General features: G+C 68.2%; 23 protein-coding genes. 9 read left to right on the top strand and 14 right to left on the bottom strand.

Annotated features, from left to right (window positions below; all coding sequences use genetic code 11):
- Complete coding sequence (locus tag ACFCV3_RS04955; RefSeq protein WP_376026171.1) at window positions 1-519, bottom strand: DUF6912 family protein; 519 nt, start codon at window positions 517-519, stop codon at window positions 1-3.
- On the bottom strand, window positions 516-1,985 hold the full coding sequence (locus ACFCV3_RS04960) for a wax ester/triacylglycerol synthase family O-acyltransferase (RefSeq protein WP_376026173.1): 1,470 nt from the start codon (window positions 1,983-1,985) through the stop codon (window positions 516-518). The genes ACFCV3_RS04955 and ACFCV3_RS04960 overlap by 4 nt, the downstream gene beginning before the upstream one ends.
- 175 nt (window positions 1,986-2,160) lie before the next feature.
- Between ACFCV3_RS04960 and ACFCV3_RS04965 the strand changes: the two genes are divergently transcribed.
- Window positions 2,161-2,646, top strand: a complete 486-nt coding sequence (locus tag ACFCV3_RS04965; protein WP_376026175.1) for a cupredoxin domain-containing protein — start codon at window positions 2,161-2,163, stop codon at window positions 2,644-2,646.
- Window positions 2,643-3,959, top strand: coding sequence for a hypothetical protein (locus ACFCV3_RS04970; RefSeq protein WP_376026177.1), 1,317 nt, complete (start codon window positions 2,643-2,645; stop codon window positions 3,957-3,959). The genes ACFCV3_RS04965 and ACFCV3_RS04970 overlap by 4 nt, the downstream gene beginning before the upstream one ends.
- A gap of 64 nt (window positions 3,960-4,023) precedes the next feature.
- Here ACFCV3_RS04970 and ACFCV3_RS04975 read toward each other — a convergent pair whose 3' ends face one another.
- The 5 genes from ACFCV3_RS04975 to ACFCV3_RS04995 form a co-directional block, all read right to left on the bottom strand.
- On the bottom strand, window positions 4,024-5,235 hold the full coding sequence (locus tag ACFCV3_RS04975; protein WP_376026178.1) for a glycosyltransferase 87 family protein: 1,212 nt from the start codon (window positions 5,233-5,235) through the stop codon (window positions 4,024-4,026).
- Complete coding sequence (locus ACFCV3_RS04980) at window positions 5,232-5,891, bottom strand: HAD family hydrolase (protein ID WP_376026180.1); 660 nt, start codon at window positions 5,889-5,891, stop codon at window positions 5,232-5,234. The genes ACFCV3_RS04975 and ACFCV3_RS04980 overlap by 4 nt, the downstream gene beginning before the upstream one ends.
- Window positions 5,892-5,948: 57 nt before the next feature.
- Complete coding sequence (locus tag ACFCV3_RS04985) at window positions 5,949-6,737, bottom strand: DUF4097 domain-containing protein (RefSeq protein ID WP_376026181.1); 789 nt, start codon at window positions 6,735-6,737, stop codon at window positions 5,949-5,951.
- Between the two features lie 90 nt (window positions 6,738-6,827).
- Window positions 6,828-8,096, bottom strand: coding sequence for a CpaE family protein (locus tag ACFCV3_RS04990; RefSeq protein WP_376026183.1), 1,269 nt, complete (start codon window positions 8,094-8,096; stop codon window positions 6,828-6,830).
- Window positions 8,096-8,755: an SAF domain-containing protein gene (locus tag ACFCV3_RS04995; protein WP_376026184.1), complete on the bottom strand. Its 660-nt coding sequence runs from the start codon at window positions 8,753-8,755 to the stop codon at window positions 8,096-8,098. Before ACFCV3_RS04995 ends, ACFCV3_RS04990 begins: the two co-directional genes overlap by 1 nt.
- 165 nt (window positions 8,756-8,920) lie before the next feature.
- Here ACFCV3_RS04995 and ACFCV3_RS05000 point away from each other — a divergent pair, with 165 nt between their 5' ends.
- Entirely contained in the window at window positions 8,921-9,160 is a 240-nt protein-coding gene (locus ACFCV3_RS05000) for a helix-turn-helix domain-containing protein (protein WP_376026186.1), read from the top strand.
- On the opposite strand, the gene ACFCV3_RS05005 is transcribed toward ACFCV3_RS05000, so the two are convergent.
- A complete protein-coding gene (locus ACFCV3_RS05005; protein WP_376026188.1) occupies window positions 9,157-9,702 on the bottom strand; it encodes a hypothetical protein in 546 nt (181 codons plus the stop codon). The two genes, ACFCV3_RS05000 and ACFCV3_RS05005, sit on opposite strands and share 4 nt — an antisense overlap.
- Window positions 9,703-9,820: 118 nt before the next feature.
- Between ACFCV3_RS05005 and ACFCV3_RS05010 the strand changes: the two genes are divergently transcribed.
- The 5 genes from ACFCV3_RS05010 (at window position 9,821) to ACFCV3_RS05030 (ending at window position 13,921) form a co-directional block, all read left to right on the top strand.
- Window positions 9,821-10,573, top strand: coding sequence for a LysM peptidoglycan-binding domain-containing protein (locus ACFCV3_RS05010; protein WP_376026189.1), 753 nt, complete (start codon window positions 9,821-9,823; stop codon window positions 10,571-10,573).
- A 1-nt stretch (window position 10,574) separates the two neighbouring features.
- A complete protein-coding gene (locus tag ACFCV3_RS05015) occupies window positions 10,575-11,003 on the top strand; it encodes an Rv3235 family protein (RefSeq protein WP_376026191.1) in 429 nt (142 codons plus the stop codon).
- Between the two features lie 167 nt (window positions 11,004-11,170).
- Complete coding sequence (locus tag ACFCV3_RS05020; protein WP_376026193.1) at window positions 11,171-12,145, top strand: VanW family protein; 975 nt, start codon at window positions 11,171-11,173, stop codon at window positions 12,143-12,145.
- A 43-nt stretch (window positions 12,146-12,188) separates the two neighbouring features.
- The gene (locus ACFCV3_RS05025) at window positions 12,189-12,878 is read left to right on the top strand and encodes a helix-turn-helix domain-containing protein (protein WP_376026195.1); all 690 of its coding nucleotides are present in this window, start codon (window positions 12,189-12,191) and stop codon (window positions 12,876-12,878) included.
- Window positions 12,875-13,921, top strand: a complete 1,047-nt coding sequence (locus ACFCV3_RS05030; protein WP_376026197.1) for an aminoglycoside phosphotransferase family protein — start codon at window positions 12,875-12,877, stop codon at window positions 13,919-13,921. The genes ACFCV3_RS05025 and ACFCV3_RS05030 overlap by 4 nt, the downstream gene beginning before the upstream one ends.
- Here the strand turns inward: ACFCV3_RS05030 and ACFCV3_RS05035 are convergent.
- Genes ACFCV3_RS05035 through ACFCV3_RS05060 form a run of 6 tightly spaced genes read right to left on the bottom strand, consistent with a single transcriptional unit; the run spans window position 13,914 to window position 20,900 of the window.
- Window positions 13,914-15,797, bottom strand: a complete 1,884-nt coding sequence (locus ACFCV3_RS05035) for a hypothetical protein (RefSeq protein WP_376026199.1) — start codon at window positions 15,795-15,797, stop codon at window positions 13,914-13,916. The two genes, ACFCV3_RS05030 and ACFCV3_RS05035, sit on opposite strands and share 8 nt — an antisense overlap.
- Window positions 15,794-16,852, bottom strand: coding sequence for a glycosidase (locus tag ACFCV3_RS05040; protein ID WP_376026201.1), 1,059 nt, complete (start codon window positions 16,850-16,852; stop codon window positions 15,794-15,796). Before ACFCV3_RS05040 ends, ACFCV3_RS05035 begins: the two co-directional genes overlap by 4 nt.
- A 27-nt stretch (window positions 16,853-16,879) precedes the next feature.
- Window positions 16,880-17,698, bottom strand: a complete 819-nt coding sequence (locus tag ACFCV3_RS05045) for a carbohydrate ABC transporter permease (protein WP_376026203.1) — start codon at window positions 17,696-17,698, stop codon at window positions 16,880-16,882.
- The gene (locus tag ACFCV3_RS05050) at window positions 17,695-18,576 is read right to left on the bottom strand and encodes a carbohydrate ABC transporter permease (RefSeq protein WP_376026204.1); all 882 of its coding nucleotides are present in this window, start codon (window positions 18,574-18,576) and stop codon (window positions 17,695-17,697) included. The genes ACFCV3_RS05045 and ACFCV3_RS05050 overlap by 4 nt, the downstream gene beginning before the upstream one ends.
- Window positions 18,573-19,859 (bottom strand): extracellular solute-binding protein, encoded by a 1,287-nt coding sequence (locus ACFCV3_RS05055; RefSeq protein ID WP_376026205.1) that lies wholly within the window; start codon window positions 19,857-19,859, stop codon window positions 18,573-18,575. Before ACFCV3_RS05055 ends, ACFCV3_RS05050 begins: the two co-directional genes overlap by 4 nt.
- A 15-nt stretch (window positions 19,860-19,874) precedes the next feature.
- Window positions 19,875-20,900: a LacI family DNA-binding transcriptional regulator gene (locus ACFCV3_RS05060; protein ID WP_376026207.1), complete on the bottom strand. Its 1,026-nt coding sequence runs from the start codon at window positions 20,898-20,900 to the stop codon at window positions 19,875-19,877.
- Window positions 20,901-21,203: 303 nt separating this feature from the next.
- Between ACFCV3_RS05060 and ACFCV3_RS05065 the strand changes: the two genes are divergently transcribed.
- Window positions 21,204-22,025, top strand: coding sequence for an endo alpha-1,4 polygalactosaminidase (locus ACFCV3_RS05065; RefSeq protein ID WP_376026209.1), 822 nt, complete (start codon window positions 21,204-21,206; stop codon window positions 22,023-22,025).
- The last annotated feature ends 20 nt before the right edge of the window (window positions 22,026-22,045 follow it).

Here is a 22,045-nt window from a genome sequence, read left to right on the forward strand (position 1 = left end):
CTAGAGTTTGCCGCGGGGACCTTCCGCGGCCAGCAGATCCGGGATCTCCTGGGTCGCGTACCACATCAGATCTTCACCCTCGCACGAGTCGAGGGCAAAGACGGCGTCGTCGTCGCCGTTCTGCGCCGCTGCCCACAATTCTGCGGCCTTTTCGACCGTTCCGGCAGCGTCGGCGGAGTCGAGATGGGCCGCGGCGACAGCGCGCCACGGCACGACTACGTGCAGCTCCAGCCGGGCGTCACCGAGCTCGGCGGCACCGTCAGCGGGCGGTACGGCGCTCACTTCGGCGGAGACGACCACCCGGCGGCGCGGCGTACCGGGATCGGCGGCGAGGAGGCCGACCGAGGCCCGGGCGGCCTGCGCCATCGCGGCGTACTCGAGTTCTTCGTCGTCGCCCTCGGCGTACCACTCCCGGAGCGCCGGGGTCACGGCGTAGACCGTGAGCGGCTGTGGCCCGAACTCGCCCGCGTGGCAGGCCTCGTCGAGCAGCCGCAGCGTGGATGGAATGTAGACCCTCATGTACCCGCCTTCTTGGTGGCACCACCGCGGGGCTTCTTCCGCCCCCGGGAGGCCCGGTTGCGGCTGCCCTTGGTGGTATCGACCAGCTCGTCCAGTGCATCGGTCACACATTGGGCGAAAACAGCCAGATCGGGCATCGCGGTGCGGTCCGCGTTCAGCCCGTAGAACACTTTGCCGTCGTACGACGTGACGCCGACGGACAGGCCTTGTCCGGGCATCAACGGGACGACCGGGTACGACGCCAGCATCGGAGCGCCCTGGGCGTAGAGCGGGAACTGCGGTCCGGGCACGTTCGTGATCACCACGTCGTCGGCCGGACGGACCGTGGCGGTGGCGACCCGGGCGGCGAGCGCGTGCAGGGTGGTCGGTGCGAACCCGGCGATACCGACCAGCGAGCGGGCGCTGACCGCACGACCGGTGTCCTTGTGCACCTTGGTCTGGTACGAGATCTGGTGCAGCCGCATGACCGGGGAGTTCTCCCCCACCGGGAGCGTCACCGCGGACGCGATCACCCGGGAGCCGAGCGAGGTCGGCTCCTCGTCATCGTCGTCGCGGATGCTGACCGGTACGACGGCGCGCACGCTGCGGGTCGGGCCGACGCCCTCGCCGCGCGTCATCATCCAGGCCCGTACGGCGCCCGCGACCACCGCGAGGACCACGTCGTTGACCGTGCCGCCGTGCATCGCCCGGACGGTCCGGTAGTCCTCGAGGTTGGTCTCGACCGTGGTGAAGCGGCGCTGACCGGAGGTCTTCACGTGCAGCGAGCTCTCCTGGGCGTGCTGCCGAGCAGCCAACGAGCCGACCACGCCGCCGAGGACCTCGCGGACCGAGGTCGATCCGGTCAGGCTGGCCATCTCGGCCCGCGCCAGCTCCAGGGCCGCGGTCGGGTGCCGGGTCGCGTCCGCGAAGACGCCGGCCAGCAGCTCCAGGGCGGACGGCGGGTGCTCGGGCTGCCAGGTGTCGGTCGGGGTCTCCTTGGGCTCGGCGGTCGCGTCGAGCACGACCTGACCGATGTCGACCGTGCTGTTGCCGTCGACAAGCGCCTGGTGCGACTTGGCGATGATCGCGAACCGGTCGCCCTGCAGACCCTCGACCAGATACATCTCCCACAGCGGCCGGGCCCGGTCCAGCCGCCGGGACATGATCCGGGCGACCAGCTCCAGCAGCTGGGCATGCGTCCCCGGCCGGGGCAGCGCCGAGCGCCGTACGTGGAAGGTGATGTCGAACTCTTCGTCGTCCACCCAGACCGGCCCGGCGAACCGGCCGGGCACCTGCTGGACCCGCTGCCGGTACCGCGGCACGAACGCGATCCGGTCCCGGATCAGCGCGACCAGGCTCTCGTAGTCGAACTCGTCGTCACCGTGCACCGGCGGCTCGAAGATGTCGACCGTGCCGACATGCATCGGGGTGGCCGGTGACTCGGCCTTGAGAAAGGTGAGATCCAGCGATGACAGCCGGTCTGGCATGAACGTCACCTTCCCCTTCTGGCGGATAGCTTTCCGTCACCCTAGCCGTCCCCACGGACAGTGGGCTGCGACACTGGCCCGGATGGGAACACTGAGTCATCCGTGTTCGTCAGGCAAGAGGGTGCGCCCCGCACCCCGGAGAACTGAACAGACCCTTTGAAAGGCCCCTCGACCCATGCGTTCGACGATCGCTCGCGGTACCGCCACCGCTCTCCTGCCCGCACTGGCCCTGTTCGTCCTGGCCGGCTGTGGCAACGACTCCAGCAGTGGCGGCTCCCCCAGCACCCCGACGACCGCCCCGACGACCGCGCCGACCGACGTACCGACGAACACGCCGACGCCGGGCAAGCCGAACTCGTCCGGCCCGTCGAACACGGCCGACCCGTCCGGTGACCAGGCTGACGTGACGCTGGCCATCACCGTTGCCAACGGCAAGGTCAACCCGAGCGGCGCGACCGTCAAGGTGAAGGCCGGTCAGTCCGTGCTGGTCACCGCGGTCAGCGACGCCGACGAGGAGCTGCACATCCACGGGTACGACAAGGAGCTCGAGCTCACCCCGGGCAAGCCCGCGCAGGTGAAGTTCACCGCGGACATGAAGGGCACCTTCGAGGTCGAGACCCACAAGAGCGGCAAGCTGGTAGCGAAGCTCGTCGTCTCGTGATCCCACTGCACGGGATCGGCGGTCGCCAGGACCTGCCGATCCCCTTCGGCCTGGCCGTCGGCGGTGCGGCGGTCGCGGTCGCGGTCTCGTTCGTCGTACTGGGCCTTGCCTGGCGGTCCCCCAAGTACCAGGGCAACAGGTCCGGGAAGCCGTTGCCCGGCGCAATCACCCGGATGGTCGACGCGGCCTGGTTCCGCTGGATCGTCCGCCTGGTCGGGCTGGCGATCTTCCTTTACGCGATGTTCGCGCTGGTGTTCGGCGTGGACCGGCTGACGAACCCGATCTTCGGCTTCATCTACATCCTGCTGTGGGTCGGCCTGGTACCGATCTCGATCCTGCTCGGCCCGGTCTGGCGGACGCTGAATCCGCTGCGCACGCTGCATCTGCTGCTCTGCAAGCTGCTGCGGCAGCCGCCGTCGAAGGGCCTGCTGACGCTGTCGCCGCGCCTGGGCCTCTGGCCGGCCGCCCTCGGCATCTTCGCGTTCACCTGGCTGGAGCTCGTCGCCCCCGACCGGGCCACCATCCCGGTACTGCAGGCGTGGATCGCGCTCTACGTGGTGATCACCCTCTTCGGCGCGGTCCTGTTCGGTGACCGGTGGTTCGCGACCGGCGACCCGTTCGAGGTCTACGCGACCCTCATGTCCCGCCTGTCCCCGTGGGGCCGCCGTACCGATGGCTCCTTGGTCGTACGGCGACCACTCGAGAACCTGGACGGCCTGAAAGCCCAGCCAGGGCTCGTGGGCATGGTTGCCGCGCTCCTGGGCTCGACGGCGTACGACGGCTTCTCGAACTCGTCGGCGTGGGTCGGATGGGCGCAGAACCAGGACATCTCGATGACCTGGCTCGGTACGGCGGCCCTGATCGTGTTCATGCTCTTCGTGCTCGGCACCTACTCCGGTGCCACCCTGCTCGCCGGGCGACTGTCGGACAGCTCCCGTACGTCGTTGCCCGGGCTGTTCGCGCATTCCGTCGTACCGATTGCCCTGGGCTACGTCATCGCGCACTATCTGACGCTGTTCATCCTGGAGGGACAGCGGACGCTCATCTACCTGAGTGATCCGCTCAGCAACGGCGCCAACGTGTTCGGTACCGGGCTGCTCGCGGTGAACACAGGAATCACCAACCACAGCACGGCAATCTCGGTCATCCAGGTGCTGGCCGTGGTCGGCGGTCACCTGCTCGGTGTCATCTCCGCCCACGACCGCGCCGTTGCGCTGTTCCCGCGCCACAAGGCCCTGGCGGGTCAGCTCCCCCTGCTGATCGTCATGGTCGGCTACACCGCCGGCGGCCTGCTCCTCCTCTTCTCCTCCTAGCCCCAGCTAACGTCCGACGATCCGGAGACCACCCCTGCAGGTCTGTCGGACGTTAGCGGAGGGGTTAGGCGGTTGAGCGGGTGAGGCCGCGGCTGGTGATCGCTAGGACGATAAAGGCGATCAGGCCGAGGATGAGGTGTGAGTTGCCCGGGATCGACTGCCAGAAGGTCCAGGCGAGCTCGCGGTCGTCGCGGTACGGGACCCACCAGATCGAGCGCAGCACGAACAGGCCGTACCAGAGCACCCCGGCGACGACCGCTGGGTTGAGGCCCCAGACGCGGTTGACGCCGCGGATCAGGCTGACGCCCAGCGGGATGATCCAGACCCAGTGGTGGCTCCACGAGATCGGGGAGGCGTAGAGGACGGCCAGTGCCATCACGGCGATCGCGGTGACGCGCTCATCGGCCAGCCAGTACTTGCGAGCCAGCCAGAGGACGCCCAGGCCAACGATGACCGAGGCAACGAACCAGGTCGGCTGCACCCAGCTCGCGGTGTTGCCGAGGCGGTGCAGGAAACCGTTGATGGACTGGTTGCCGCTGTAGGCGATGCCGCCGACCCGGTTGGCATCGAAGACGACCTCGGTCCAGTAGCGCCAGGACTGACGCGGGGCGAACGCGAACCCGATCGCGATCGTGGCGAGCAGGCCCAACATCGCGTTCCGCAAGGCCTTCCACTGCTTGGTGACGACCAGCAGCGCGAGGAACGGGAGCGGGGTCAGCTTGACCCCGATCGCGACACCGAGCCAGAACCCGCGCAGGCGGGCGCCGTTCGGCCGGGTCAGGTCCAGCAGGATCATTGCGGTCAGCAACAGGTTGATCTGGCCGAAGTCGATCGTCGCCCAGACCGGCTCGAGCAGCAGCGACACGATGGTCAGCGCGACCAGCACCGCCGTCCGCTTGCGCTGGGTGACGAACGACCAGAAGGTCTTCGGCAGGCTCGCGCGCCACAGCTGGGTGATGCAGAGCACGGACGCGGTCGTCCAGACGACCAGGGCCAGCCCCCAGGGCGCCAGCGCGAGCGGCACCATGGCGATCGCCGCGAACGGCGGGTAGGTGAACGGCAGCCCGATCCCCGGCAGCTTGGCGTCGTACAGGGCCGGGCCGTGCAGCAGCGCGTCACCTCCCAGCCGGTACACGCGCAGGTCGATCATGCCGTGGTACTTGCCGCCGATCCAGGCGCCGAGCGCGACCAGGACCGCGGCGGCGACCACGACGATCACGGTACGGCGCCGGTCGAGCGGCTGGGATGCGGTGGAGCTGGTGGTCGTCGTGCTCACGTCAGGTCTGCTCCGAACAGGGACTCCAGCTCGCGCCGGGTCTCGTCGTACGAGGTGTGCAGGATGCCGGTCATACCGACGGCACGGGCGCCGTCGACGTTCACTTGCAGGTCGTCAACAAAGACGCAGGCCGCGGGCGGAAGGTTCACCCGGCGGGCCGCGAGCAGGAAGATCTCCGGCTCGGGTTTGCGCAACCCGACCTCACCGGAGATGACGATGTCGTCGAACATGCCGTCCCAGGTGTCGCGGGGATAGCTGTTCCCCCACGAGTTCGACAGCAGGGCGGTCCGGATGCCGAGTGCCTTGGCCCGGCGGACCAGCGCGTTCATCGCCGGCTGATGCTCGAAATGCGCGAACATCCGCTCGATCAGGCCCTCGGAGGGCACCTGGCTGCCGTCCGGCCGGATCAGGATGGTGGCGAGTTTGCGCTCGAAATCCGGTACGGCGATCTGTCCGCGCTCGAGGGCGTGGACCGGGTTGATCTCCGCCGTCTCGGCGGTCTCGACCGGCAGCCAGGCCATCACGGCCTTCACGTAGGAATCGAAGTCGAACCCGTCCAGCTCGGCCCAGCGCCGCAACGCCGGATCCAGCTCCGAGGTCAGCACGCCACCCCAGTCCACCAGCAACCCACGGGGTACCGCGTCGACCTCTGCCATGGCGGCAAGACTACTCAGGACAAAACTGGGTCACCGACGTGGTCCTGCTGGTCACTGTCAGTTGCCGTACCCCAGGTCGATGTCGCCGGATGAGGTCTTCACCTTGATCGTGCGGGTGGCGGACGGGTCCTGCCGGATCTCCGGCTCGTTGTCACCCGACGAGGTATCGGTCTCGAGGTGATAGGTCTCGGGCCCCGACGGGATCCTGACCGTCACGTCACCGGAGCTGGACTTCGCGTCCACCGACAGCGGCGCGGTGGCGAAGACGACCTCGGCGCTGCCCGAGCTGCTCTTGGTCGTGACCGTGCTCGCGCTCAGCCCGTCGGCGTCGATGCCGCCGGAGCTGGACTCCATCCGGAGCGTGCCGGCGACGTCGTGGACCTCGATGTCTCCCGAGCTCGTCTTGAGCTCGGTGTCGGCGGTCATCCCGGAGACCTTGATCGGGCCGCTGGTGCTCTTCACCGTCAGCTTGACGTCGCGCGGCACAGTCAGCACGTACGCCGTCTTGCAGCCGAAGGAGAGGAATCCGCAGTTGGTCTCCTTGAGCTGGAGCTTGCCGTCCTTGAACGTGTCGGTCGGGTCGGACCCGAGCGCATTGCGCTCGAACTGCCGATCCACCTTCAACTCGTCGCCGTCACCCGGCCGGATCTCGACACTGGTCGAATTCCCCTCGACCACCAGCGTCGGATCGTCCAGCTTGTAGGTCGTCTGCCCGCTCCGAGGACCCTCGGTCAGACCGGTGAGCGCCCAGTAGACGCCACCCAGGATCAGCGCGACCGAGATCGCGATCCCGTATCTGCGCTCGGCGCTCATCGTGCTCGCCGACCGCCTCTGCGCCTCGGACATCGCTCTCCTCCTTGTTCCTCAGAAGCCTGACACACGAGCGGGCCGGTGTCGGTGGGGTTAACCCCCATATCTCCCTGGGCCGGACCCTGGCTACCGGACGAAGGTCCGGTCGATCGAGGTGGCGAGCTGCTGCAGGGACCTGCGGAGCTTGCTGGACTTCGCGGCCTCGGCCAGGCTGCGGCCGTGCGCCATCGCCGCGTCCACCGCGCCCAGGTCGTACGGCAGCAGGGCGGCCGCCTGGAGACCGGCGTACTGGCCGAGGGCGTCTGCGACCGCCTCCGCCGGGGTGCTGCCGAGGGATCCGGAGCGGACGCGGTTCACCACGACGCGGAGGTTGACCGAGGGGACGAGGCCGCGCACCTCGTGGATCGCGCGGATCAGCCGGGTCAGGCCGACCGGGTCGGCGGACCCGACCACGATCACCTCGTCGGCTTCCTCGAGCGTCGCGACCGTCGCTCCGTTGCGCCGTGGGGCGAGGGAGTCGAAGGAGATCTCCTCGTCGGTCTCGATGCAGAACCCGAGATCGACGATCGTGCATGGCGACAGCAGCCGCGCGGATGACCAGATCGACTCGACCGCGGCCGCTCGCAGCTCCGTCCAGCGGTCGGCCCGGCTCAGGCCGGTCAGCACCATCAGGTGCCGCTCCACCTGACGGGCGTGCTTGGCCAGCGTCATCATGTCCAGCGTCCCGCTTGAGGCGGAGCGGGCGGCGGCGGCCAGGCCGGACGTTTCGTCGAGCATCCCGAGCTGCTGGGCGACTGTGCCGCCGTACACATCGCAGTCGGCAAGCAGGGTGGGCAGGCCTCTGGCGGCGAGCTCGGAGGCCAGGCCGACCGCGACCGTCGTCCGGCCGGGTGCACCGGTCGGGCCCCAGACCGCGAAGATGCGACCAGTGCCTGCGGCGTACTCCGACTGGGCCGACCTGTGCTCGGTCTCCCCGCCAGTCGGCACGAAGCCGCCGGCAAAGTGCGACAGTGCGATCGGCGGGCCGGCGTCGACCGCGTCAGTGATCGCGCGGCCCAGATCCTCCGGGCTGACGTCGGCGGGCAGGATGCGCTCGATCCCCATCCGGCTGAGCCGGTCCTCAGGACCGAACGCCTCGCCTGTCTCGCTCGGATCGACCAGAGCCAGTACGGCGATGCCGCGCGCGTGCAGCGCGGACACTGCATCGGAGGTCAGCCGCACGAGGTCATCGGCGAGCAGCACCGCCCGGGCCTGACCGCTCGCCGCGGCCGCCATCACATCCGCGATGTCGACACAGCGCCGGACGACCCGGATGCCCGGTGCGCGCTCGGTCCGGCGTACGACGTCTGCCTCCCACGGCGCGCCGGTCACCGCAAGCAGGACCGGAATCGCCATCAGGCCGCCCGCCGGACCAGAGTCGGCTCACCTTGGCTCATCGCGGTCAGCGCGGCCGGGAGCTTCTGCAGGTCCTTCGGGGTCAGCGCGACCAGCACCTGTCTGCGCGCGGAGCCGCCTGCGACTCCTTTCACGGAGTCGATCTGCAGGACGCGGACGTTGCTCCAGAGCAGCTTGGCCGCCTGCCCCTCGTCCTTCGGCACCACCCAGATGTCGATCTGGTCACCGTTGGCGGTGTCCGACGGGAGTCTGCCGGTCGCCACCGACAGGGGCAGCTCGGTCCGGTCGCTGTCGGCCTGCGGTACGGCGGCGTCGCGCGGCACGAACTCACCGGCATCGATCGCGCGAGCCACGACCAAGCCCTTCAGCTCCGCGTCAGCAGCGACGTACTGGTCCGCGTCCTGACCGCTGGTGAAGCGGACGCGGACGGTGGTGAGGTCCTCGGCGGTCAGCTTGGTCCCGGCGGACAGGTCGCGCTTGGCCGCCCAGATCGTGGTGGTGTCGTCGGCGGACGACAGCAGCTTCGCACCGGCCAGTGCGGTGATGGCCACGAGCAGAACGCCCAGGACGAGGCGACCGTCCTTCCAGCGCGCCCGCCGGGTGCGCTGTGCCGGGACCGACGGCGCTCCGAAGCCACTCCGCACTGCTGTGTCCACCACGTCGGCTCCCCAGTGTCGATCGCTTCTGGTGTGCATTCTGCCGTGTTTGACGACTCTGCGTAGGCAGTCATCCACAGGCCGTCATGGGTTGGGGACAAACTTGATCGTCCTCGGGCGAACCGTGGCAAACTGAAGGAACCCGCTGCTACCTGAAGGAGTTCCTCGATGCCGGCACCGCGTTTCCTCCAGCTCGCCGACGTCGCCGAGGTCCTGAACATCTCCGCCAACCAGGTCTACGCCCTGGTCCGCCGCGGTGACATTCCCGCGGTCAAGATCGGCGGCCGCGGGCAGTGGCGGGTCGAGGCCATCGAGCTCGAGAAGTACATCGAGCGCCTCTACACCGAGACCAAGCAGTTCATCGACGCCCATCCGTTCGGCGAAGAGGCCGAGGACGCTCAGCTCTAGCGTCGGCGCACGGCTTGTAAGGCCTGGGTGGGGATCAGCCGGACGTTGTAGACCTCGGTACGGCGCCTGGGCGCGTCGAGGGGGTGCTCCGCGACCTCGAGGAAGTCCGCGCCGACGCGGTCGATCGTGCCGGTGATCGGGATTCCGCCGCAGAACAGGGTCACCGGTGAGCGATCCCGGGCGATACCGCGGAGCAGGTGCGCGAGGCCGAGCTTCCCGGCCACCGCGCCGACCGCAGGCTCGGCCCACGGTCCGAGCCGGTGCACGGCGACCAGTGCACCGACGGGCACGAGCCACTCCTCCCCGCGGTCGGCCTCGATCAGCAGACAGTCCTTGCCGACACGGGTGAGCAGTCCCTGCAGCGGCTCGACGGCGGCCAACTCGATCCGGACAACCGTGTCCACCGCACCCCGGAGCCGGTCGAGCACCGTGATCTTCCCGACCTCGGTCCGGATCCGGTCCGCGACCTCGCCGTACAGGTCGCCTTCCTGGAGCGCGTCGAACTGCGATTCCAGGTCCTCGAACAGCGCGTCCCACTGCATACCCGCCAACTTACCTCACCCTCCGTGACGCATTCACTTGCAAACTGTCGCCACTTCGGGTCTATAGTGATCAAGCCAAAGCAAACTAATGCAAACTCATAGATCGCAGGTGAACGGGATGCTTAGAGGAACGAAGAGCCTGCTGGCGATCGGCGCGCTGGGAGCCGCCGGGGTCGCACTGCGCTGGGTGACGGCCGGGACGATCACGACCGCCAACAGCCACGACCTGGACTCGCTGACCGTGCTCGCGGTCGGCACGGTCGCATGGGTCGCCTACGGGTGGCTGGTCCTCGCGGTGCTCGCGACGGCACTCGAGCACCTCCCTGGAGCGATCGGTACGGCAGCTGGCGTGCTCGCTGCCCGTATCACCTCCACGACCTCCCGAGCGCTACTGCGCTCCGCCCTCGGCGTCGCCGCAGTCACTCCCCTCACCGTCGGAGTCGCACAGGCAGCCTCGCCGCACGGTTGGCCAACACCACAGGCCGGAGCCGCCCACCCCGCCGCCACCTGGCGCACCACCGAGCCACAGTCGTCGGTAGCAATCGGCGCAACTCGCGCCGACCTCCACGCGACCGAGCCGCGGTCCGCGGTGGGGAAGCGGGTGCCGGTGGTTGGTGGGGTGCGGGTGCCGGATCGGCCGGGGGCTGTGGCGCGGTACGCGGAGGTGCGATTGGGGCGGGTGACTGTGGCGGCTGGGGAGACGCTTTGGGGTCTCGCGGCGCGGGAGCTTGGGGTGCAGGCGACGGATCGGGAGATCGGTGCGCGCTGGCTGCAGTGGTATGCCGCGAACCGGCAAGTGATCGGCGCCGATCCGAATCTCATCGTTCCCGGCCAAGTACTGCGAGTGCCGCCCATCCACAAGGAGCAGTGACATGAGCAGTGCGTACCAGGAGATCAGCACCTCGACTCAGCGGCAGCGAACCCGGCTGGGGGTGGTGCCGGCGGTCGATGGGACGCGGCCGGTTGTTCCGGAGGCGCGTGCTTGGGGTGGGCGGTTGGCGCAGGCGGTGTCGGAGGTTCTGGCGGGAGATCGTCCGGTGGCGCAGTTGGTGCGGTTCACCGATGAGGACGTGTTCGTCGAGCTCAATCGGCGGGTGCGGTTGCTGGGGCTGACCACCACGGCCAACGGTCGCGGGATCAGGGAGCGGTGTGCACTGCAGTCAGTGCGGGTCTGCCGGCCGAACTCGGAGGTGGCCGAGGTCGCTGCGCACGTGCGGCACGGCGGGCGCTCCCGGGCGATCGCGCTGCGGATGGAGATCCGCCGCAACCGCTGGGTCTGCACTGCACTCGAGGTGGGGTGAGCTTTCGGGCAGATCGGGAGACCGTTCGGGCGCGGGGCGAACAAACCGCGGAGTCCGGGAGTCCTTAGAGCGCAATGTGATCGTGTAGCTGTCGTCATGTGACTGGTGGGCCCCCGGCGTACCGTTGCCGAGGCGGTCGCCAGGCCGGAGTCGTTCGGGGGAACGAAATGCGCGAAAGCAATACCAAGGTGGGGCGGGTCGCACGAGCGGCATCCACTGGGGTGGTGCCGGCTCGTGGACCCGGTCAGACGAGTTTCGCTTGGCGGATCGGGCTTGACGAACTCAGTGCAGCAGAGCGCGCCCGGGTCGCTCCGGGTGCGCGTCGGCGACGCTGGGCCGAGCGAGTGCCCGCGCTGTACCCACTGGCGGTGCGCTACCACCGCGCCCGGAAACGCGTTGAGTGGCTGCGATCCAGTACGGCGTACGCGCGGGAGCGACGTACTGGCGATCTGCCGGTGCGGGTCAAACAGCACAAGTCGTTGCTGCTGCGTCAGCTCGGCGAGACCGAGATGTGGATGCAGCACAACAAGATCACCAATCTGCGGCTCGCGTGTGAGCAGGTTGACGGTCTGGTGATCCGGCCGGGCGAGACGTTCTCCTTCAACAAGCTGGTGGGGAATGCGACGCGCCGCAAGGGCTATCTCCCTGGGATGCGACTGTCGAACGGCCAAGCGCGGCCAGGGATCGGCGGCGGCATCTGCCAGCTGGCGAACCTGCTGCACTGGATGGTGCTGCACTCGCCGATGACGGTGACGCAGCGATCCACCCACAGTTTCGACCCGTTCCCGGACAACGGCCGCGTGCTGCCGTGGGGTGTCGGTTGCAGCATCGTCTACAACTACGTGGACCTGCAGTTCCGCAACGACACCGACCAGACGTTCCAGCTCCGGGTCGGGGTCAGCGATCGGTATCTCGAGGGTGAGATTCGCGCCGACGTACCGGCCGCGACGTCGTACCGGGTGTTCGCGCAGGGCGAGCGGTTCCTGCGGAGCGGGACAGACTACTTCCGGCGGAACGAGATCTGGCGGTCGGTGATCGACCGGCGCACCGGCCGGATCACGGCCGAGGAGCTGGTCCGGGAGAACGTTGCGCTGGTCAAATACGTGCCGACGGGTGTGACGGTGTACGACGTCGCGCGATAGGACACTGGGGTTGGATTGTCGGTGGGCGGTGCAGACTGGAGTTGTGACCGTCGAACGCCCTGCGCTCCTGCCCGGAGCTACCGTGTGGACCCGCACGGCGCCGGGTGGGGACTACCTGATCCTGCCTGACGGGTGCATGGATCTGCTGTTGATGGACGACGATCTGGTGGTTGCCGGCCCTGACTCGCGGGCCTGGACCGGTACGGCGAGACCGGGCACCCGGTACGCCGGGCTCCGGTTCGCACCGGGTGACGCACCGACGTTCCTCGGCGTACCGGCGAATGCGCTGCTGAACGAGCGGGTGCCATTGAGCGAGCTGTGGTCGCGGAGTCGCAGCCGCAAGTTGGCCGACCGCGTCCGCGCCGCGGCAGACCCAGCAACGGAGCTGGACCTCGCCGTGACGGAGTTGATGGAGACGCCGGCCGATCCGTTTGCTCGGCAGGTGTTCCAGCACGTCCGCGCTGACACGCTGCGGGCGGGGCGCGGGGTGCTGGGGCTCGCGCGCAAGTTCGAGATCTCCGAGCGTCAGCTGCACCGGCGGTGTCTGAGCGCGTTCGGGTACGGCGCGAAGATGCTGGACCGTGTACTGCGGATGAACGCGGCCCTGGACCGAGCGCGGACCGGCCAGGGCCTGGCAGAGGTCGCCGCGATCAGCGGATACGCCGATCAAGCGCACCTCACCCGGGATGTGAAAGCACTGACAGGCCACCCGCCGAGCACACTGCTGCGATGAGCCAACCGCAGGCGACCACGCTCCGGCACAACCCGCTGAACGCGGTGACGGAGACGGTGGAGCGGCTCACCTATGCCGACGGTCGTACGGCGATCCGCAAGCGGCTGCGGCGGCCGGTCGAGGCGAGCGGGGATCCGTGGGGAGCCTCCCAGGATCCCCGGCATTGGAACTACTGGCGGCGAGAGGTGGAGGTCTACCGCGACGAGGCGTTGCGGGAGCAGCTCGCCACCGCGGGGCTGGTGTTGCCGGACGCCGAGGTTGTGGAGGCCGACAGTGGCGCCGTGCTGATGCTGGAGGACGTGACTGGCCTGGCTGGCACGGACTTCGGGCTGGCGGAGCACGCCGCATTGGCGCGGGCCTGTGGGCGCTGGCAGGCGCGAGCCGCCGGGGAACGCGACTCGACGTCGCGAGCGGCCGGCGAACGCGAGTGGACGTCGCGGGGGTTCCTGCGGGAGTACTCGACAACGCGTGAGGTGCCGTGGGAGCTGGTGGACGAGGATGACGCGTGGCGGCAGCCGCTGATCGCGGAGACTTGGCCGGTGGGGCTTCGAAAAGCGTGGCGAGAGCTGCTGGCCAACCGCGGGAAGCTATTGAACCTGGTGGAGAGTTCGCCACGGACGCACTGCCACCTCGACCTGTGGGTGTCCAACGTGATCCAGCGCCCCACCGGCGAGTTCGCCTTGCTGGACTGGGCCTTCACCGGGGACGGCGCGCTCGGCGAGGACATCGGGAACCACATCCCGGATGCGGTCTTCGATCTGTTCTGGCCGGCTGAGCGCCAGGCGGAGCTCGCCGACACCTGTATCACCGGCTACCTCGCCGGTCTCGACGAGGCGGGCCGGCGGGGCGACAGCGACGACGTACGGCGGGCTGTGCTGGCGTCTGGCGTCAAGTACGCCTGGCTGCTCCCCCACCTCCTCGGTCGAGCAGGGCTGGAGAGTCACCAGGCGTACCACCAAGAAGCGGACAGCCGGCACCTGTACCACCAGCGTGGGCAGGCGCTTGCGTTTGTGGCCGAGTGGTGTGCTGAGGCGCTCAGGTGAGGCGGATGGCGAAACCACCAGCCGGTACGACGGTTCGGGGGCCGGTGGTGCGGTGGCCGGAGGGGGTGTAGCAGTGGGCGGGGTGACTCAGGTGCCGGGGATGGGGGCTTAGGTTGGTGATCAGGGTGGCTGGGCCGGCTTGCATGCTGCTCAGCACGGGGACCAGGAGGAGCGCGTCGAGCTGTGCTGGACCGCTGGCGGTGGTGGTGAGGTTGGTGGCACCGGCCGGGAGTGGGGTTGGCAGGGTGATGGGCTGCAGTGCGCCTGGTGCGGCGGAGATGCCTTGCGGGCCTGCTGCGCGGTGATCGATGGTGCCGAGGATTCCGTCGGAGGTCCAGGTGGTGCTTCCAGCTGTTGGATCGTCGACGAGGTTCACTACCGGCAGCACATAGCGCGGCTGGGCCGCCACCGGCAGGCTCCACACAGCGGACTGCCCTTCTGACAACTGCAGGTAGGCGTTACCACTCCACTGTGACTCCCCCGTCCAGGCCGACGGCGGAGTGATCACCTGACCGGGCCCTGCCGCGGACTCGGCTTCGATGACCTGCATGCCGTCGTACGTCGGTTTGGTCAGTCGGCGGGCGAGCCGGGCGACGGCCGGCTCCGCATCCAGGGCGAGCATCGAGAGGAGGCCGTGGATGGTTGACTCGGCGCCGGAGTTGCGGTTGATGGTGCCGTCCGCCGCAATGCCGTCGTAGGTGCGGCCGGTGGTCGGGTCGTACATCGGGAGACCGGCGCGGTTGGCGCCGAAGTACCAGCCGGCTACGAAGGCTGCGAGGTGCCGGGTTCCGGGGCGGTTGACGGCTAGTAGGCCCTGCAGGCGGGCGTCGACGCCGTAGGCGATTTGGGTGCGGTCGATCGGTGCGGGTAGCCAGCCGTTGTCGGGGCCGCCTGCTGTCAGCAGCAGCGGAGTGAAGCCGGCGGTGTCACCGACGGCAGGCTCGAGAAGGGTTGGAGACTTCAGGACGGCCGAAGCGGCGGCTAGTGCGGAGGGCATCTGTGCGCCCCAGGCGTGCCACATCGAGATCGTCTCCGCCGAAGGCAGCAGGGCACGGAACGGCCACTGGCGAGTTGACCCGGCGCTCATCGCGGCGATGCCCTCGGCGAACTGGGCCAGCGCCCGACGGACGCGGGCAGGCGCGCCGGCGCGGGCGTAGGCGGCCAGGCCGAGGACGGCCTCGGATGTGGCGTCTGCCCCGTTCACGATGAGCCATGCGGGCAGGCGACGACCGTCGACGACGTTCCACTGTCCGTACCGCACCAGCACCTGGCGTTCCAGAGCGGCGATAGCAAGGTCGAGTCGGGTCTTGAGGAAAGCGGCAAAGGCGCGGTCGACGTGCTGGAAGACCTCGAAGCCCTCCCCCAGCGCCCACACGGTCCGGGCCAGCCAGAAGGACGGTCCGGAGTCGGAGGGGTCGGGAAGCTCGACTGGATCCGCGCTGGGGTTGAGGGAGCCGTCAGGTTGCATCCAGAGCACCACGTTGCCGTTGGGCGACTGCAGGTAGGCCAGACCGCGCAGGAGATCACGAGCTGTGGCCAGTGAAGAGCCGCGCAGGTAGACGACAGCCGCGCGAGCGATGTCGTCGGCGTTGAACGCGCCCTGGCTGTACGTGTCCGTGGCGGCGTCGTACGGGCCGCCGCCGATCCGTCGGTACGAGCCGTCGGACTGGCGATCGGCGTACGTCCAAAGCACGCCGATCGGACCAGCGCCGTACGTGGTGTGACCCGGCGTCGGTGGCGGGGTGACCGACGTACGGAGGTAGTCGAGGTGTGCGAGGTTGCTCAACCGGTGCGAGCCTTCGGCTGAGGCCGGTATGGCGGTGCTGCCGGCGACAGCGGCGGCCGCGGCGAGGACGGTACGCCGGGTGGGTCTCATGAGAGCCGGTCCAGGCGAGCGACGCCGATGGCTGCGTCGGCCATGCCGTAGAAGACGTACCGGACGCCGTCCACCTCCTCGATCGCGGTCGGGAACACGACGTTGCCGACCGTTCCGACCTTCTCCTCCTCGGTCTCCGGGACCAGGATCGGCTCACTCGTCCGAGCGATCACCTTCGTCACATCGTCCGGATCGAGGATCAGCGCACCCGCCGCGTAGCAAACCTTCTGGGTCGTTGGATCGAATCCCTCGGGCTGCTCGCCGGTGACCCCGTGATGGATCACCAGCCATCCCTCCGGCACCCGCAACGGCGCCGGGCCGGCTCCGATCTTGAGCTCCTCGAACGGATACTCGGACATGGCCACCAGCCGGTGGTTCCGCAGATGGACGAGGTTGCGGAGGTCTTCCAAAACTGCGGAAACCGGGACGAACGACACCCAGATCCCCGGCCGCTCGTCGGTCACCCCGGCCGGTAGATGAACACCTTCGCCGTCGCGGAACCAGCCCAGATCCCACATCGGCCGGTGCAACATCGCGTACGACGGTTCGCCGTCCGGACCGCGGACCGGCTCGGGGAAGAACACCGAGTCCTTGTTCGGAAAGAGGTTCAGATCCGTGTCCAGCGCAGGCTGGTACTCGAAATGCAGCGGACCGAGCCGCCGCCACTCCCGCAGGTCCGACGACACCGCGAGCGCGGGCTTCGGCCCGAGCGGGCCGTAAGCGACATACGTCATCACGTGCAGGCCGAGCGACGGGATGAACGTCACCCGTGGGTCCTCCACCCCGGCGTTGTTCAGGCCGCGCTCCCACCCCTCGTCCGGTGCCAGTACGACGCCTTCGCGCCGAACGCCGGTGGGTACGCCGTCCACCAGCTCGACCGCGGCCAGGCCGACGCGCGACACGTTGCCTGCAGCAACCAGTCGCGGCAGTAGGTAGAGCTGTCCGTCGGGAGTGTGGCCGGAGGCCGGGTTGAGCACGCCTTCGGACTCGAGCTCGTTACCGGGCTCGGCCGTCATCAGCACGCCGACACGGGTGAGCGTATAAGGAACAGTCACAGGAAAGCCTTTCAGGGGAGGAAAAGATCAGCCCTTGACGCCGGACTCGAGGTTCGACGCGATGAACCGGCGCTGGAAGATCAGGAACAACGTCACCGCCGGTGCAGCCAGCACGCAGGCCCCGGCCAGTACGGCGCCGAACGGGTTCGCAGCGCGCGATGCGACCGTGGTCAGGTAGTTGGACAGCGAGACCGCGAGCGGTTGCAGATCCTGCTGTTTGGTGATCAGGAACGGCCAGAGGAATTCGTTCCACGGCCCGATGAACGTCAGCAGCACCCCGGTCAGCAACGCCGGCCGAACCAGCGGTACGGCGACCCGCCACAGGATGTTGAGCTCGGATGCCCCGTCGATCCGGGCGGCGTCGAACAGCTCGACCGGCAACTGCAGGAAGTACTGCCGGAACACGAAGACCGCGGTCGAGTTGATCAGGAACGGCAGGATCATACCCAGGTAGGAATCGGCGAGTCCGTAGCTGCGAACGATCAACACGTACAGGGGAATCGTCAGCAGCTGGAACGGCACCACCTGGATCAGTAACATCAGGTTGAAGACCAGCCCGCGACCGCGGAACTGCAACCGGGCCAGCGCATACCCGGCCAGTACGCCGAAGATCAGGGTCCCGAGAATCACGCCGCCGGTGAAGATGCCGGAGTTGATCAGTGAGCCGACCAGGTTGATCGCTTTGTCGATTTCGGCGTAGTTGTGCAGCGTCAGATTCCCCAGCGAAGGGAACGCCCCACCCACCGATGGGTCCGGCTCGGTCTGCAGGCTGCCGATCAGCATGTAGTAGAAGGGGAACAGGAAAACGAAGGAGCCGATCAGCAGGATGACGAAGCGTCTCTTCATCGGTCCTCCCTCGCAACGAAACGGCGTTCGATCAACGCGAGCAGCAGCACACCGATCACGAGCAGGACTCCGATCGCGGACGCGGTGTCCGGGTTACCCTGCTCGATCCCGCGCTGGTACATCACCAGCACCGGGGATGCCGAGGCACCATCCGGACCGCCTCCGCCGGTCAGCAGATACGGCTCGGTGAACAGGTTCGCTCCGGTCACCGTGGCCAGCAGGACCACCAGCGTGGTCGCCGGCCGCACACCTGGCACCGTCACGTTCCGGAACGACTTCCACCGGCCGGCGCCGTCCATGGAGGCGGCTTCGTACAGGTCCTTGGACACGTTCTGCAGGGCAGCCAGGTAGAGCAGGATGAAGAACCCTAGCTGTTTCCAGGTCACGTAGACCGCCACCGTCGGCATCGCCAGCCCGGAGTTCACCAGCCAGGACGGGTCCGGTGCGAGCGGTCCGAGGACCGAGTTGACGAGCCCGTTCGAGTTGAACAGGAACAGCCACACCCCGACCACAGCCACACTCGCAGTCACGTACGGCACGTAGTAGCTGACCCGGAAGAACGTCCGCCACCGGATCGCCGCGTTCAGCGCCGTCGCCAATCCGAGTGCCAGAATCACGGTCAGCGGCACGTTGATCACCAGGAACACGAGCACGTTCCCGAAGGCACGCCGTACGGCGGGATCCGACAGCACGGCAATGTAGTTGTCGAACCCGACGAACGGCCGGTCCACGATCGCACCGGGTGCCGCGAAGAAGTAGTCGTGGAAGGACATGTAGACGGCGAACCCGAGCGGGTACGCGAACACGGCCCCGATGAAGACCACGTACGGCGTGACGAACGCCGTACCGATCGGATGCTCGCCGAGGATCCGTTTCATGACTGTTTGACGAGCTCGTCGACCTTCTGGGCGGCGCCGTCGAGCGCGGTGCCGGTGTCTTCCTGGCCGAAGATCACGGACTTGGAGTAGGCGTCGCGGAAGGTCTGCCAGATGGTGATCGAGTTGGGGACGTTCGGGACCTCGACCGTGCGGGCGGCCTGGTCGGCGAAGACCTGGTAGTCCGGGTTCTTGGCGAAGTAGTCCGGGTAGGCCGCGGCGACGTCCTTGCGCAGCGGCATCTGGCCGGTCGCGGTCAGGAACTTGCCGTCCTGCTCCTGGCTGGTGGCGAACTTCAGCACGTCCCAGGCGGTGCCCCGGTTCTTGCAGGCCGAGTACATGGCGACGTTCTTGGCGTCACTGAAGGTGTGGATCTCGCTCGCCGGCTTGGCACTCGACGTCGGGATCGGTACGACGCCCCAGTCGACCTTGCCCTTGTACGTCGCGATCGCCCACGGACCGACCACGGCCATCGCGGCGGTACCGTCGACGAACGCGTCACCGGTGTACTTCTCCTGCGACGCCAGCTTGTCGGCGTAGACCGTCCGCCAGAACGCGGCAACCTTCTGACCCTCGTCCGAGGCGAACTGGGCCTTGCCGTCGGCAACCAACTGCTTGCCGCCCGTCTCGGCTGCGAAGAACGGGTAGAAGTCGAACCAGGACTGGTAAAACTCATTGCTCGGCGCCGGGTAGATGGCGACCTTCGCGGCCTTGGCGGCCACCACCTTGCGGGCAGTGGCGAGGAATTCGTCGTACGTCGCCAGTGGTGGCTTGGTGGTGTCGATACCGGCCTTGGCGAACACCTTCTTGTTGTAGAAGATCATCACCGGGTTCGACTTCCACGGCAGCTGGTAGTACTTGCCGTCGGCCGACTGGTACTGCTTCGCGATGTCGCCGGACCGGTCCTCGACGTACTGCTTGCCGTCGGGGAAGCTGTCCAGCGCCACCAGGCCGCCCTGCTTCTGGAACTGCGAGACCGAGGCCGGTGAGGTGTTGAAGATCAGGCAGGGTGCATTCCCCGCGGTGATCGAAGCACCGATGACCTCCTCGGAGCTCTTGCCGGCCGGAATCTCCTGTGCGTTCACCTTCTGATCCGGGTGCGCCGCGTTCCAGGCCGTGACCATTTGCTTGCCCCAGGCCACTTCTTCGGCGTTGTTCGAGTACCAGATGTCGATCGGTCCGCGGGCCTTGGCCGCGGCGTCGGCGTCACCAGCGCCGCCGCTGCCACCACAGGCTACGAGCGAACTGGCCAGCACAAGGGCCAGGGCTCCGGCGTACAGCTTCATGGGTCCTCCAGGGGACTACTCAGGGGGTGGTGCGGTGGAACGTCGTATGACGAGTTGTGCCGGAGGCAGCTCGACATCGGGTACGTCGAGGTCACCGTCGACGACCTGGTTGAGTGTTTGGGCGGCCGCGATCCCGAACTGGAACGGATCGGCGCGGACGGTGGTCAGGCCCGGGTGCACGTGTTCGGACAGCTCGCTGTCGTCGAAGCCCGCGATGCTCAGGTCGTCCGGGACGGTCAGCCCGGCTGCCTGCGCAGCTCCGAGACCGGCGATCGCCATCCGATCGTTCGCGTAGACGATCGCGGTGGGCGGCTGCGGTAGGGCGAGCAGCCGGCGAGTCGCCGAGATCCCGCCCGCGGCAGTGAAGTCGCCAGCTTCGATCGCCACCGGCTCCAGACCGGCCGCAGCCAAGGTCTCAACCAGGGCGGCCGATCGGGCGGTCGCGTGCACGAACGCCTCGGGTCCGGCCACGTGGGCGATGCGGGTGTGACCGAGCTCCAGCAGATGCTGGACCACCGCCACGGTGCCAGGCCGGTCGTCCAGTACGACGGCCGGGAACGGCGATGCGCTGTCCGGACGGTTCAGCGTGACCGCGGGCAGACCCAGCTCACCGAGCAGGTCGATCCGCGGGTCGTCGTGCCGCAGGTCGGACAGGATCACACCGTCGACCCGCCCGTCCTGCGCGAGCCGCCGGTATCCCGCTTCCTCCTCCGGCCCTCCGGTGACGACCTGCAGGACGAGAGCTTGCCCGCGGGTCGACAGCACGCTCTCGACCCCCGCGATGAAGGCCGGGAAGAACGGGTCCGAGGACAGCACGGCCGGGTCCCGGGTGATCACCAGGCCGAGCGCGAAGGCCTTCGAGACCGACAGCGACCGGGCCCGGCTGCTCGGCCGCCAGCCCAGCTCGTCGGCGGCCGCGAGGATCTTGTCGACGGTCGCCTGCGCCGGGCCGGGCCGGCCGTTCAGCGCGAACGAGACCGATCCCTTCGACACCCCGGCGCGGGCCGCGACATCGGCGATGGTCGGCCTGGCTTTACCCACGAATGACCTCACTTGGAGTCTTTGAACCGGTTTAACGAGACATTAAACCGGTTTAAACGCCAGCGTCAAGGGTTCACGGCGGTTCCTCCGAGGTGCGCAGTACCGCAATCTGGAGGCATTTCCGCGCACTTGTTTGCAGTTGGACCTTGACGCCCCGGCCGCGCCCTGGCTTAACCTGGTCGGCAGTGACGCACCCAGCCGGTAGCGGATCGATGATCCGGAGTCCGGTTTTCAGGCGCCAGGGCAGCCAGGACTGTGGCTCGCCCGAGGCGGGGTAGCGTTCTCGGGACCGATGGAGCAATCGTGTCCAAGCCTCGTTCAGTCATCCGCCGCGTGCTCCTGGCCAGTCTGGCCTCCGCCCTCGCGGCCACTGCCGTCTACTCCGCCCTCGACCTCGGCTCCGAAGCCGAGGCGGCTGCCACGCTGCCGCCGACCCATGCGAAGTTCGACTACCAGATCGGTGGCGCTTACACGCCGCCGTCCGGGGTTCAGGTCGTGACTCGGGACCGGACTGCCGCTCCGGCTGCCGGGCTCTACAACATCTGTTACGTCAACGCGTTCCAGGTTCAGCCCGGTGAGCAGGGCTCGTGGGCCTCCGACCTGCTGCTGCGGGATGCTCAGGGCAACCTGGTGATCGACGAGGACTGGAGCGAGCCGCTGCTCGACCTGCGGACGGCCGACAAACGCACCCGGGTCGCGGCCAAGGTGAACGGGTGGATCGACCAGTGTGCCTCCAAGGGGTACAAGGCGATCGAGCCGGACAACTACGACAGCTACGAGCGCTCGCAGAACCTGCTCACGAAGTCGCAGGCCAAGGCCTACCTGACGCTGCTGGCCACGCACGCGCACAGCAAGAACCTCGCGATCGCCCAGAAGAACACCGTGGAACTGGCCGCTGACCGGCAGTCGGTCGGCCTCGACTTCGCGGTGGCCGAGGAGTGCGGTCAGTACGACGAATGCGGCGACTACGTCGACTACTTCGGTCACAACGTGATCGTGATCGAGTACACCAACGCCGGCCGGCAGAAGGCCTGCAGCGGATTCGGCAGCACGCTGACGATCGTTCAGCGCGATGTGGACGTCTCGACGCCGGGGTCCGCCGGCTACGTCCGCAAGACCTGCTGACACCACCTCCTTTCCCCCGT

The sequence above is a fragment of the Kribbella sp. NPDC056345 genome (assembly GCF_042262745.1).
Taxonomy (GTDB): domain Bacteria; phylum Actinomycetota; class Actinomycetes; order Propionibacteriales; family Kribbellaceae; genus Kribbella.

What these genes read in the sequence shown, in the direction of transcription:
- ACFCV3_RS04965 (WP_376026175.1), top strand. Translation starts at nt 2,161, where the DNA reads ATGCGTTCGACGATCGCTCGCGGTACCGCCACCGCTCTCCTGCCCGCA.
- ACFCV3_RS05035 (WP_376026199.1), bottom strand. Translation starts at nt 15,797, where the DNA reads ATGAGACCCACCCGGCGTACCGTCCTCGCCGCGGCCGCCGCTGTCGCC.
- ACFCV3_RS05045 (WP_376026203.1), bottom strand. Translation starts at nt 17,698, where the DNA reads ATGAAGAGACGCTTCGTCATCCTGCTGATCGGCTCCTTCGTTTTCCTG.
- ACFCV3_RS05050 (WP_376026204.1), bottom strand. Translation starts at nt 18,576, where the DNA reads ATGAAACGGATCCTCGGCGAGCATCCGATCGGTACGGCGTTCGTCACG.
- ACFCV3_RS05000 (WP_376026186.1), top strand. Translation starts at nt 8,921, where the DNA reads ATGCCGGCACCGCGTTTCCTCCAGCTCGCCGACGTCGCCGAGGTCCTG.
- ACFCV3_RS05030 (WP_376026197.1), top strand. Translation starts at nt 12,875, where the DNA reads ATGAGCCAACCGCAGGCGACCACGCTCCGGCACAACCCGCTGAACGCG.
- ACFCV3_RS05020 (WP_376026193.1), top strand. Translation starts at nt 11,171, where the DNA reads ATGCGCGAAAGCAATACCAAGGTGGGGCGGGTCGCACGAGCGGCATCC.
- ACFCV3_RS04990 (WP_376026183.1), bottom strand. Translation starts at nt 8,096, where the DNA reads ATGGCGATTCCGGTCCTGCTTGCGGTGACCGGCGCGCCGTGGGAGGCA.
- ACFCV3_RS04980 (WP_376026180.1), bottom strand. Translation starts at nt 5,891, where the DNA reads ATGGCAGAGGTCGACGCGGTACCCCGTGGGTTGCTGGTGGACTGGGGT.
- ACFCV3_RS05015 (WP_376026191.1), top strand. Translation starts at nt 10,575, where the DNA reads ATGAGCAGTGCGTACCAGGAGATCAGCACCTCGACTCAGCGGCAGCGA.
- ACFCV3_RS05055 (WP_376026205.1), bottom strand. Translation starts at nt 19,859, where the DNA reads ATGAAGCTGTACGCCGGAGCCCTGGCCCTTGTGCTGGCCAGTTCGCTC.
- ACFCV3_RS04960 (WP_376026173.1), bottom strand. Translation starts at nt 1,985, where the DNA reads ATGCCAGACCGGCTGTCATCGCTGGATCTCACCTTTCTCAAGGCCGAG.
- ACFCV3_RS05005 (WP_376026188.1), bottom strand. Translation starts at nt 9,702, where the DNA reads ATGCAGTGGGACGCGCTGTTCGAGGACCTGGAATCGCAGTTCGACGCG.
- ACFCV3_RS05010 (WP_376026189.1), top strand. Translation starts at nt 9,821, where the DNA reads ATGCTTAGAGGAACGAAGAGCCTGCTGGCGATCGGCGCGCTGGGAGCC.
- ACFCV3_RS04985 (WP_376026181.1), bottom strand. Translation starts at nt 6,737, where the DNA reads ATGTCCGAGGCGCAGAGGCGGTCGGCGAGCACGATGAGCGCCGAGCGC.
- ACFCV3_RS04955 (WP_376026171.1), bottom strand. Translation starts at nt 519, where the DNA reads ATGAGGGTCTACATTCCATCCACGCTGCGGCTGCTCGACGAGGCCTGC.